General features: G+C 62.2%; 9 protein-coding genes. 1 reads left to right on the top strand and 8 read right to left on the bottom strand.

Annotation, left to right across the window (positions count from 1 at the left end; all coding sequences use genetic code 11):
• The first annotated feature begins 43 nt into the window (after positions 1 to 43).
• Positions 44 to 1,270: an acyl-CoA dehydrogenase gene (locus tag V6943_RS12075; protein WP_340553594.1), complete on the top strand. Its 1,227-nt coding sequence runs from the start codon at positions 44 to 46 to the stop codon at positions 1,268 to 1,270.
• 176 nt (positions 1,271 to 1,446) lie between these two features.
• Here V6943_RS12075 and xylB read toward each other — a convergent pair whose 3' ends face one another.
• From xylB to V6943_RS12115, 8 genes are all read right to left on the bottom strand, one after another.
• Complete coding sequence (xylB, locus tag V6943_RS12080) at positions 1,447 to 2,943, bottom strand: xylulokinase (protein ID WP_340553595.1); 1,497 nt, start codon at positions 2,941 to 2,943, stop codon at positions 1,447 to 1,449.
• A gap of 141 nt (positions 2,944 to 3,084) precedes the next feature.
• Complete coding sequence (locus tag V6943_RS12085) at positions 3,085 to 4,560, bottom strand: mannitol dehydrogenase family protein (protein ID WP_340553596.1); 1,476 nt, start codon at positions 4,558 to 4,560, stop codon at positions 3,085 to 3,087.
• Between the two features lie 110 nt (positions 4,561 to 4,670).
• On the bottom strand, positions 4,671 to 5,774 hold the full coding sequence (locus V6943_RS12090; RefSeq protein ID WP_340553597.1) for an ABC transporter ATP-binding protein: 1,104 nt from the start codon (positions 5,772 to 5,774) through the stop codon (positions 4,671 to 4,673).
• A gap of 34 nt (positions 5,775 to 5,808) precedes the next feature.
• On the bottom strand, positions 5,809 to 6,642 hold the full coding sequence (locus V6943_RS12095) for a carbohydrate ABC transporter permease (protein ID WP_340553598.1): 834 nt from the start codon (positions 6,640 to 6,642) through the stop codon (positions 5,809 to 5,811).
• 10 nt (positions 6,643 to 6,652) lie between these two features.
• Positions 6,653 to 7,597, bottom strand: coding sequence for a carbohydrate ABC transporter permease (locus tag V6943_RS12100; protein WP_340553599.1), 945 nt, complete (start codon positions 7,595 to 7,597; stop codon positions 6,653 to 6,655).
• 67 nt (positions 7,598 to 7,664) lie between these two features.
• The gene (locus V6943_RS12105; protein WP_340553736.1) at positions 7,665 to 8,930 is read right to left on the bottom strand and encodes an ABC transporter substrate-binding protein; all 1,266 of its coding nucleotides are present in this window, start codon (positions 8,928 to 8,930) and stop codon (positions 7,665 to 7,667) included.
• A 335-nt stretch (positions 8,931 to 9,265) separates the two neighbouring features.
• Positions 9,266 to 10,171, bottom strand: coding sequence for an AraC family transcriptional regulator (locus tag V6943_RS12110; protein WP_340553600.1), 906 nt, complete (start codon positions 10,169 to 10,171; stop codon positions 9,266 to 9,268).
• Between the two features lie 173 nt (positions 10,172 to 10,344).
• On the bottom strand, positions 10,345 to 11,304 hold the full coding sequence (locus V6943_RS12115; protein ID WP_340553601.1) for a carbohydrate kinase family protein: 960 nt from the start codon (positions 11,302 to 11,304) through the stop codon (positions 10,345 to 10,347).
• Between the last annotated feature and the right edge of the window lie 200 nt (positions 11,305 to 11,504).

Below are 11,504 nucleotides of genomic sequence, written 5' to 3' on the forward strand. Positions count from 1 at the left end.
CACTAGCATTTCGTTACATCGTCCAATCCGAAGAAGGTTGCCCATGGATTTCGCCTATTCCCCCAAGGTTCAAGAGCTGCGTGAGCGCGTGCAGGCGTTCATGGATGCGCATGTCTATCCCGCCGAGAAGATCTTCTATCAGCAAGTCAACGAGGGTGATCGCTGGCAGCCCACCGCCATCGTCGAGGAGCTGAAGGCCAAGGCCAAGGCCGAAGGGCTGTGGAACCTGTTCCTGCCGGAATCAGAATTGGGCGCCGGATTGACCAATACAGAATACGCGCCGCTGGCGGAAATCATGGGTAGCTCGGGCCTTGGCCCGGAAGCCTTCAACTGTTCGGCGCCCGATACCGGCAACATGGAAGTGCTGGTGCGCTACGGCAGCGAAGCGCAAAAGAAGCAGTGGCTGGAGCCCTTGCTGCGCGGCGAGATTCGCTCGGCCTTCGGCATGACCGAACCGGGCGTAGCCTCCTCGGACGCCACCAACATGCAAGCCCGCGCTATGCGCGAGGGTGACGAGTGGGTGATCAACGGCCGTAAGTGGTGGACTTCGGGCGCCTGCGATCCGCGTTGCAAGGTGATGATCTTCATGGGCCTGACCAACCCGGATGCGCCACGCCACCAGCAGCATTCGATGATCCTGGTGCCGATGGATGCGCCCGGTCTCAAGGTGCTGCGCCCGTTGCCGGTGTTCGGCTACGACGACGCGCCGCATGGCCACGCCGAGGTGTTGCTGGAGAACGTGCGTGTGCCTTACGAAAACGTCCTGCTCGGCGAAGGCCGTGGCTTCGAGATTGCCCAGGGTCGCCTTGGCCCGGGCCGCATTCACCATTGCATGCGTTCGGTGGGTGTCGCCGAGCGGGCGCTGAAGCTGATGTGCGAGCGTTCGGTCAGCCGCACGGCGTTCGGCAAGCCGCTGGCGCGCCTGGGGGCCAACTTCGATCACATCGCCGAGTGCCGGATCGAGATCAATATGGCGCGCCTGCTGACGCTCAACGCGGCCTACATGATGGATACGGTGGGCAACAAGATCGCCGCCAGCGAAATCGCCCAAATCAAGGTGGTCGCTCCCAACGTGGCGTTGAAGGTTATCGACCGTGCCATTCAGATCCACGGTGGCGCCGGCGTCTCCGAAGATTTCCCGCTGGCCCACTGGTACGCCATGCAGCGCACCCTGCGCCTGGCCGACGGCCCGGATGAAGTACATCGCGCCTCGATCGCCAAGCACGAGCTGGGCAAATACGTACCGCGCGAGGCGCTGCGTAGCCGTTGACGCGCTCTGGTTGTACCGAAAGGCAAAGCCATGAACCCTGGCTTTGCCTTTTTTATGCGTGGGTTATCTGCTGGTGTGGCGCGCTGGCGATTGGACAAAGCGTTCGCGCGCAAGCTCGTTCCTACTGGATCGTGCGTCTCTCGGCCCGTGTAGGAGTGAGCTTGCTCGCGAACGTGTCACGCCTGCTGATTATGGAGGCCGGTCACCAGCCTGCGATAACGCCGATAGGCCTGCTCGTAAGCTGCGACGGCACCGGCCTCCGGCTCGACTGAGGTCGTCTCGTCCAGACTGACACAACGCTCGCAAATATCGGCAAGACTGGCCTGCGCATCGCTCTGCCGCGCATGGCACCACGCCGCCTGGATAGCCGCGCCCAGCGCTGCGGCCTCGCTGTGCGTGGCGCAAATGACGGGTGCATCCATGACGTCGGCGATGATCTGCCGCCACAGCGGGTTCTTTGCGCCGCCACCGATCAAACGAATCCGCTCGCTGCGGATGCCGCTGTCACGCAACAGGTCCAGGCCGTAACGCAGGCCGAAGGTCACGCTCTCGAGCACGGCGCGGCAGAGATTGGCGCGGGTGAGGTTGTCGCTGGTCAACCCGTGCAGACTGGCGCTGGCCTGGGGCAGGGCGGGTACGCGTTCGCCGTTGAGAAACGGCAGCATGCTTACGCCAGCCGCGCCGATGGGCGCTTGTGCCACCAGTGCGTTGAATTGTTCTAGATCGAGCTGCAGCAGCTCGCGGATGGTGCCGTTGGCGTTGGTCAGGTTCATGGTGCAGATCAGCGGCAGCCAGCCACCGCTGGACGAGCAGAAGGCCGCGACCGATGGTTGCGAACTGACGCGGGGTTCATTGCCATATCCGTAAAGCGTGCCGGAGGTGCCCAGGCTCATGGTGATTGCGCCCGGTGCGATATTGCCGGTGCCGATGGCGCCCATCATGTTGTCGCCGCCACCGCTGGCCACCAGGGCGTGTGGACTCAGCCCGAGCCGCGCCGCCAGTTCAGGACGTAGCGATCCGATCGGTTGGTGGGCTTCGATCAGCTCCGGCAGTGCTGCTGCCAGCCGGCCGCTCGGGTCGATATGCTGCAGCAGTTCCAGATCCCAGCGGCGGGTACGCACGTTGAAGTAGCCGGTGCCCGAGGCATCGCCGTACTCGCTGCGACAACACCCGGTGAGCCAGTAGTTGAGGTAGTCATGGGGTAGCAGGATGTGCGCGATGCGCTCGAACAGCGCGGGATGCTGCTCCTTCATCCAAAGCAGCTTGGACACCGTGTAACCCGGTGCGATGGCGACACCCAGGCGCTGCAACGAGCCGGTCTCGCCACCCAGCCAGTCCAGCAGGCGCTGGTTTTCGGTGGCCGATTCGGTGTCGCACCAGAGCTTGGCTGGCCGTAGAACCTGGCCATCCGCGTCCAGCGTGACCAGCCCATGCTGCTGGCCGGAAACACCAATGCCAAGCACGGCTGTTCCCTTGATCCCTGCCTGGGCCAGCGCAGCCGCCGTAGCCTTCACGAACGCCTCGATCCATTGCTCGGTCGCCTGCTCGCGGCGACCGTTAGGGCCGCTGATCAGTTCATGACTGGCCGAACCTTCACCCAGCACGGTTCCGGTCGCGGCGTCGAGCAGCAGCGCCTTGGTGCCTTGGGTGCCGCAATCGATGCCGAGAAACATAGGGTCTCCTAAGGTCTGTTGCCATTTCGTCCGTTGCAGGTACCCGAATGCTCGGCACCGCCCCAATGTAGGGTGCGCTTCGCGCACCACGTACATCGAAGTCCGGCGGTGCGCGGAGCGCACCCTACGGTCCAGCAGAGCCTAATCCTCCAACAGCTGCTCGAGGGTGCCGTTCACGCCCAAGGAGCGCAGTAGCGTCAAGTTGCGCTCGAAGGCCTCCCGAAATGCAGCCGAACGCGGGATCTGCGTACCGAAGATATCCTCGCGGCCGAGCAGACGCTCGGCCAGTCCTTCGTCCTCGGCGACCAGGGCCTGGCAGAACACCAGCCGTGGATCGAGAATCCGGTAGCGCTCGCCATTCTCATCGACGCCCCGCAGATACAGCGCCCAGGCTGCGATCACCAGCGCGGCGCGATCCAGCTCGGCGTTGTCGGCGATCAGCTGGTTGATGGTCGGTACGCTGAACTTGGAGAACTTCGACGAGCCATCCGAACAGACTCGCTCCAGTTGATCGGCGATGGCGCGGTTGGAGAAGCGTTCGATCAGTGTGCGCTTGTACTGGGTGAGATCGATGCCGGGCACTGGTGCCAGCTGTGGCGTCACGTCGTCATCCATGTAGCGCTGCACGTAGCGCTTGATCAACGGGTCTTCCATGGTTTCGTGCACATAGCGATAGCCGCGCAGAGCGCCCAGGTAGGTCAGCGCCAGATGGCTGCTGTTGAGCAGCTTGAGTTTCATTTCCTCATAGGGCGCGACATCGTCGGTGAACTGCACGCCGACCTTCTCCCAGGCGGGGCGGCCGTTGACGAACTTGTCTTCCAGCACCCATTGCACGAAGGGCTCACAGACCACCGGCCAGGCGTCGTCGATGCCGTGCTGGTCCTGCAGCGCCTGACGATGTGCGGGGCTGGTCATCGGCGTGATGCGATCGACCATGGCGTTGGGGAAACTGACGTGGCGCTCGATCCAGCCGGCCAGCTCGGCATCGACCAGCGTCGCGAAGGCCAGCAGCGCCTTACGGGTGACATCGCCGTTGTGCGGTAGGTTATCGCAGGACATCACCGTGAAGGGCGCAACACCTGCGCCACGCCGCCGGGCCAACGCCGCAGAGAGCAGGCCGAACACGCTGATTGGCGCGCGTGGGGTGGCCAGGTCGTGCTGGATCTGCGGCAGCGAGGCGTCGAACTGGCCGCTGCTTTCGTCCATGCAGTAGCCGCCTTCGGTGATGGTCAGCGAGACGATACGGATCGCCGGATTTGCGAGTCGGGTCAAGACCGCCTCCGGGCTATCCTCGACCAGCAGCATGTCGCGAATGCTGCCGATTACCCGCACCTCGGTATCCGGTCGGTCATCCAGCTCCACCAGGGTGAACATATAATCCTGCGCCGCCAGGGCGTCGCGCATGGTCCTTTCCTCGGGGCGGGTGCCGATGCCGCAGATGCCCCAGTCCAGCCCTTCACCGGTAGACATCAGGGCATCGGTATAAGCCGCCTGGTGGGCCCGATGAAAACCGCCAACGCCGATATGGGCGATGCCGGTGCTGACCTTTTCCAGGGCATAGCCGGGGCGCTTGATGTTGGCCGGCAGGCGTTGCAGATTCTGTTCGTTCAACTTCATTGGATGTCTCACGGATAGGCGTGTGCGTCCGAACTACGGGATCTGCCATAGCGGTTGGCGACACGGGAGCGGATGGCAGGCTGCCGTTTGGGCGGCCTGCCCAAGCTGATTCAGGCCACCTGACGTAGGGGCTGGCCGACCGCCAGTCCCTTGCTGTCGAACAAGTGGCAGTGGGCGGCATCGAGCGTCAGTTTCAGTGACTCGCCATAGCGCGGTGTGAAATCGCCACGGATGCGCATGGTCAGGGGCTCGCCCGCCTGAGTGAGCGCGTGGCAATAGGTGTCGCTGCCCAGACGTTCGCTGACATCGGCCTTGACCTCCAGCTGGCAGCTGCCGTCGGTGCTGCGGTTGAGGTGTTCGGGGCGAATACCCAGCGTCACTGGGTCGCCAATGGACAATGCCGTGCCGCCCAGCGGCAGTTGCAGGCGACACCTGGCGTCCAGTTCCACCTCGCAACCCTCGGCATGTACACCGACGACTGTGCCTTGGAGAAAGCCCATCTTCGGCGTACCGAGAAAGCCTGCGACGAAGAGGTTGGCCGGGCTGTGATAGAGCTCCATCGGCGAGCCGACCTGCTCGACACGGCCGGCGTTGAGCACCACCACCTTGTCGGCGAGGGTCATCGCTTCGACCTGATCGTGGGTGACGTAGATCATCGTCGCCTGCAGTTCCTGATGCAGACGCGACAGCTCCAGCCGCATCTGTACCCGTAGCGCGGCGTCGAGGTTGGACAGCGGCTCGTCGAAGAGAAATACCTTGGGATTGCGCACGATGGCGCGGCCGATCGCGACCCGCTGACGCTGACCGCCAGAGAGCTGTTTCGGCTTGCGTTCCAGCAGCGGCTCCAGGCCGAGAATGCGCGCTGCATTGGTGATCTTGTGGTCGACTTCCTGCTTGTCGACCCCGGCCAGGTCCAGGGCAAATGACATGTTCTTGCGCACCGTCATATGCGGATAGAGCGCGTAGGTCTGGAACACCATGGCCAGGTCGCGTTTGGCCGGGCTGACCTGGGTGATGTCGCGGCCGTCCAGCTCGATATGGCCGCTGCTGACTTCTTCCAGGCCGGCGATCAGCCGCAGCAGGGTGGATTTGCCGCAACCGGATGGGCCGACGAACACCACGAACTCACCATCGCGGATTTCCAGGTCGACACCCTTGATGATCTCGTATGCCGTCTTCTGCTTGAAAAAAAAAAGAATTTTCAGATTTGCCATCTTCGAATCCTCTGTTGTTCTTCTCGGTTTGGCGTTATTTCACGGCGCCGAACGACAGGCCGCGAACCAGCTGTTTCTGGCTGATCCAGCCGAATATCAGAATGGGTGCGCAGGCCAGGGTGGAGACGGCCGAAAGCTTGGCCCAGAACAGGCCCTCGGGGCTGGAGTAGGAGGCGATCAGCGCCGTCAGCGGCGCGGCATTGGCGGAGGTCAGGTTGAGCGACCAGAAGGCCTCGTTCCAGCACAGGATCAACGACAGCAGCATGGTGGAAGCCAATCCACCCTTGCTGATCGGCAGAAGCACGCGAAACATCTCCTGCCACAGGGTTGCGCCATCCATGCGCGCCGCCTCGAGAATGTCGCGCGGGATGTCCTTGAAGTAGGTGTAGGTCATCCAGACCAGGATCGGCAGGTTGATCAGCGTGTAGATGACGATCAGCACCGTACGGCTGTCGAGCAGCCCGAACTGCTTGGCCAGCAGGTAGATCGGCACCAGCACCCCGACCGCCGGCAGCATCTTGGTGGAGAGCATCCACAGCAGGGTGCCCTTGGTCCGTTTGGTCTCGAAGAAGGCCATGGAGTAGGCCGCCGGAATGGCGATCAGCATGCCCAGGATGGTGGCGCCGAAGGAAATGGTCACCGAGTTCCAGGCGTACTTGAAATAGCCGCTGCGCTCCTGGATGTGCACGTAGTTGTCCAGCGTCGGCGTGAAGATGAATTGCGGTGGTGTGGCGAAGGCGTCGATCTCGGTCTTGAAACTGGTCATCAGCATCCAGAAGATCGGGAAGAACAGCAGCAGCGCCACCGCCCAGGCGAGCATGCCAACCAGCAGGGTGTTGAGGCGGCGACTTTGTTTCAGCGTCAGCATCGGTCTGTCCTCAGTATTTCTCGGTGAGATTCTTGCCGAGCATCCGCACCAGGATGATCGCCGCGATATTGGCGATGACCACCGCGATCAGCCCGCCTGCCGACGCCATGCCGACATCGAACTGCAACAGCGCCTGGTTGTAGATCAGGTAGGCGAGGTTGGTGGAGGCATAACCGGGGCCGCCGCTGGTGGTGGTGAAGATTTCAGCGAATATTGAGAGCAGGAAGATGGTTTCGATCATCACCACTACCGCTATCGGGCGGGCCAGGTGCGGCAGCGTCAGGTGCCAGAAGATGGCGATGGGGCCGGCACCGTCGAGGCGCGCCGCCTCCTTCTGCTCCTGGTCCAGTGACTGCATGGCGGTCATCAGGATCAGGATGGCGAAGGGCAGCCATTGCCAGGAGACGATGATCACGATGGATGCCAGCGGATGCTGCGCCAGCCAGTCCACCGGCTGCGCGCCGAAGAACTTCCAGACGGCTGCGAGGATGCCCGAGACCGGGTGATAGATCAGGTTCTTCCAGACCAGCGCGCTGACGGTTGGCATGATGAAAAACGGTGAAATCAACAGCACGCGAACGATCCCGCGACCGGCGAAATCGGCCGCTTCCAGCAGTGCCGAGATCAACACGCCCAGCACTACGCTGATCAGCAATACGCTGCCGACTAGGATCAGGGTGTTGGTCATGCCCGGCATGAAGCCGGCGTCGGTCAGGAAGTAATGGAAGTTCTCCAGCCCGACGAAATCGTTTTCGCCCGGGTAGAGCAGGTTGTAGCGGATGACCGAGAAATAGACGGTCATCGACAGCGGTACCAGCATCCACAGCAGTAGTAATGCCACGGATGGGCTTACGAGGAACCAGCTGGGACCGAGCCGCCGGCGACGGCGCTCGGTCGGTTCGCTGTCCGTGCGAGTGTCGGGAGCCTTGGGCAAGGCAGTGGTTGTGGTAGCCATGGTCGTGCTCCGGATGAAGGAGGGCCGATGAGGGCTCAGCGAGCCCTCAATGGGAGGTAACGGCTGCCTACTTGGGATAACCGGCGCGCTTCATCTCGCGCGTGGTGGACTGCTGCACGGCGGTGAGCATCTGTTCCACTGGCATCTGCCCGGTGAGGGCGGCGGCAAACATCTTGCCGACCTGGGTGCCGATGGCCTGGAACTCAGGAATGGTCACCAGTTGGATGCCGACATAAGGCACCGGCTTGGCGGACGGCGAGGCGGGATCGGCCTGCTTCAGCGATTGCAGGGTGACCTCGGCAAACGGCGCCGCAGCCATGTACTCCTCGCTGTAGGTCGATTCGCGGGTGCCCGGCGGCACGTTAGCGACGCCGTCGGTGTCAGCTACCAGCTTGGCGTAGTCCTGGGAGGTGGCCCAGGCGGCGAAGGTCTTGGCGGCCTCCTTCTGCTGCGAGCTGGTAGGAATCGCCAGCGCCCAGGAGTAAAGCCAGGCCGAGCCCTTGTCGGTGTTCTGATGCGGCGCGAAGGCGAAGCCGACCTTGTCAGCCACCTTGCTCTGCGAGCTGTCGGTGACGAAGGAGCCAGCCACGGTGGCATCGACCCACATGGCGCACTTGCCCGTGTTGAACAGCGCCAGGTTTTCGTTGAAGCCGTTGCTGGAGGCGCCCGGTGGACCGTATTTGCTCAGCAGATCGACATAGAAGGTAGCCGCCTTGGTCCATTCGGGACTGTTGAATTCAGGCTGCCATTGCTCGTCGAACCAGCGCGCACCAAAGGCATTGGCGACGGTGGTGACCAGCGCCATGTTCTCGCCCCAGCCGGCTTTGCCGCGCAGGCACATGCCGTACTGATCCTCTGCCGGCTTGTGCAGCTTTTCGGCGAACTCTGCCATCTGGGTCCAGGTTGGCCGCTCCGGCATTTCGATGCCGGCCTGCTCGAACAGGTCGGTGCGGTAGTAGGTCATCGAACTTTCGGCATAGAAGGGCAGCGCATAGAGCGTGCCGTCGACCGATAGACCTTCGCGTACCGAGGGGAATACATCGTCGAGATCGTAAGCGGCGGGCAGGTCGGTCATCGGTGCTAGCCAGCCCTTGTCACCCCACAGCGAGGCTTCGTACATGCCGATGGTCAATACGTCGAACTGCCCGCCCTGGGTGGCGATGTCAGTGGTCAGGCGCTGGCGCAGCACGTTTTCCTCGAGCACGACCCAATTGAGATCGATCTCGGGATTCTGCTTTTCGAATGTCTTTGAGAGGCGCTGCATGCGGATCATGTCCGCATTGTTGACGGTGGCGACCGTGAGAGTTTCTGCAGCGTGTGTCGCACCGATCATCGCAATACAGCAAGTGGTGCCAAGCAGCAGTTTGACGATTCTCATCCTGAACTCCTCTATCCACGGCCAGGGCAGTGGAAGCGCTTATTGTTTTTGTTGTAGCTCGTGTACTGCGGTACGAGCGTCTCATGTTCATTACAACGCTGCGGCGGCGCGTTGGACAAAGCCCTTACCGCACAGCGATCGATACTTTCTTGCACTCCTTCACGGGCGCTGGTATCGGGCCCCATGGCCGACGCGTATGCAGCAGCAGGCCCGCCACGACGGCGATCGCAAGCTGGATGGTGGGAGCTGTGTCAGGGCTAGGTCTGGCACTTTGAGAAATGCGCGGCGTATCAGCCGGCAAGGTTCTGCGCCGTCAGGCGCTGCTCGACCAGGCGGCGGTAACACGAGGGCGTCATGCCTTTGAGCTGCTGGAAGCGGCGATTGAAATTGGAGAGGTTGTTGAATCCCGACTCGAAACAGACGTCGGTGACCGGCTTTTCGTTGTCCAGCAAAAGCTCGCAGGATTTGCTGATGCGCAGGCTGTTCACGAACTCGACATAGCAACGCCCGGTGGCACGCTTGAAAAAGCGCGAGAAGTAGGTGGGCTTCATGCCCAGATGGCCGGCGACTTCTTCGAGCGGCAGTTCGCGCATGTAGTTCTCGAAGATGTAGTTGACCGCCATGTTGGTGCGGTCGGCGTGGTTGTCATCTCCCAGCTGCGCTGAGGTAGTGCCGGACAGCAGTTGATAGTCTTCACAACTGGCGAGCAGTTCGAGCATGATCAGGAAATAGCCGAGACGGGTGGCGCCGCGGCTGTCAGCCACTCGCTGCATCAATCGACCGGCCTCGGTGATCGTGCGGCGGCAGCGGAACTCGATGCCATAACGCGAGCGTTCGAGCATCGGCGTCAGGCTGCGCAGCTCGGAAAATACGCTGTGGCCCGCTTCGAACAACTCGTCGGTGAAATTGACCAGCATGTCTCGCTTGGCGACGACTTCGCCGTCATCGACCTGGCTGATCCAGTTGTGCGGTAGATGCGGGCCGGTGAGAAACAGGCTGTCCGGACCGAAGTTGCCCACGTAGTCGCCAATGAATACCTTGCCGGTACTGGCGACGATCAGGTGCAGCTCGTACTCCTTGTGGTTATGCCAACGCACCAGAGGGCAGGGGAAGCCGTGCTCCCGGTAGATCAGCGAGTTGCCGTGATGGTCGTCCATCAGCTCGTAGGAGGGATCGGAGATCTTCAGTCCTTTCATTGCACGCTGCGCCGTAGGGTAATTATTGTCAGGGGCTGGACGTTACGTAATCGATTGTAGGGTGCGCTATGCGCACCGAACGGCGGATGCCGGGAATGAGCTGCGCCCCCGTCGCCGTTGCGCGGAGCACACCCTACGATGGCCGACTGGCGAAACGGAACAGGACCTATGGTTTATAGACCTTGAACCAAATTCGGCCAGTCAATTTCGTATCGGTAGGGCAGGTCGGGCCCGGTGCGTGAACAGGTGATGGCCGCTGCTTGCACAGCGAATCCGAGCATCGCCTCGAGTTGTTCGCGATCCAGTTCGGCAAGCCCCGCTGCGGTTTGGACACGCTGCTCATGCAGATAACTCAACAGCGCGGCCTGGAAGGTATCGCCCGCTCCAACGGTGTCGCGAACTACCGTAGGCTTTGCGGCTGCGTAGAGCTGACCATGCTTACGGCTGAACAGCTGCGCGCCTTCGCGGCCACGTGTCAGCAATACCAGTTCACAGCGATCCTTCAACCAGCCTTGGGCAATGCGCTCGGGTGCCTCGCCGGGATAGAGCAACGCGAGATCCTCGTCGCTGACCTTGATCAGGTGCGCATGTTTGGCGAATGCCTCGACGCGCTCGCGCCAGCGTGGCAGGCTGGGCTCGACGTTGAGGCGTACGTTGGGATCCATGGAGATCAGGCGCCGGTGGCTCTCACGCGCGACCAGCGTCTGCAGGGTATCGGCGATCGGCGGCACAACCAGGCTGTAAGAGCCGACATGAATGGCGCAGATATCGTCACTCAGCGGCTTGAGGTGCGCTTCCTCGAGCAGACGGTCGGCGCAGCCTTCGCCACGAAAGCTGTAACGCGGCGAGCCGTCTGCGCCAAGCGCGACCATCGCCAGCGTGGTGGGTGCTTCGAACGGCACCAGGTAGCTATCGACCACGCCTTCCTCACTCAGGATCTGGCGCAGGCGTTCGCCGAAGCTGTCGCTGGAAATCCCGCCGAGCAAGGCTGCCGGCACGCCAAGCCGTGAAAGGCCGACGGCGACGTTGAAGGGTGAGCCGCCCGCAACCGCCTCCAGTGTCAGTCGGTTGCTCGGGCCGTCCCCGGTCGCAGTGAATACATCGAACAAGGCTTCGCCACAGATCAGGTACATGACAATCGCTGCTGTTGTTGTTTGAGCCGAGCTTAGTACCCGCTCGGTTCTTCGGACAGTACGAAGCGTCCGCCAGACTGATACGTTCTTGCCCTTGATGTTGGGTCGTCTGATGGACCCAGACTCCCTAAGCCATGCAGCAGCCACTTGGCCACAAGCGCTACGGCGTAATACCAAAGCGCCAGTGCTGCCGATCGGTG

The sequence above is a fragment of the Pseudomonas sp. CBC3 genome, assembly GCF_037967085.1.
Taxonomy (GTDB): Bacteria; Pseudomonadota; Gammaproteobacteria; order Pseudomonadales; family Pseudomonadaceae; genus Stutzerimonas.

Excerpts from the sequence above, each read along its gene's own strand:
- V6943_RS12075 (WP_340553594.1), top strand. The coding sequence starts at position 44 with ATGGATTTCGCCTATTCCCCCAAGGTTCAAGAGCTGCGTGAGCGCGTG.
- xylB (WP_340553595.1), bottom strand. The coding sequence starts at position 2,943 with ATGTTTCTCGGCATCGATTGCGGCACCCAAGGCACCAAGGCGCTGCTG.
- V6943_RS12085 (WP_340553596.1), bottom strand. The coding sequence starts at position 4,560 with ATGAAGTTGAACGAACAGAATCTGCAACGCCTGCCGGCCAACATCAAG.
- V6943_RS12090 (WP_340553597.1), bottom strand. The coding sequence starts at position 5,774 with ATGGCAAATCTGAAAATTCTTTTTTTTTTCAAGCAGAAGACGGCATAC.
- V6943_RS12095 (WP_340553598.1), bottom strand. The coding sequence starts at position 6,642 with ATGCTGACGCTGAAACAAAGTCGCCGCCTCAACACCCTGCTGGTTGGC.
- V6943_RS12100 (WP_340553599.1), bottom strand. The coding sequence starts at position 7,597 with ATGGCTACCACAACCACTGCCTTGCCCAAGGCTCCCGACACTCGCACG.
- V6943_RS12105 (WP_340553736.1), bottom strand. The coding sequence starts at position 8,930 with ATGATCGGTGCGACACACGCTGCAGAAACTCTCACGGTCGCCACCGTC.
- V6943_RS12110 (WP_340553600.1), bottom strand. The coding sequence starts at position 10,171 with ATGAAAGGACTGAAGATCTCCGATCCCTCCTACGAGCTGATGGACGAC.
- V6943_RS12115 (WP_340553601.1), bottom strand. The coding sequence starts at position 11,304 with ATGTACCTGATCTGTGGCGAAGCCTTGTTCGATGTATTCACTGCGACC.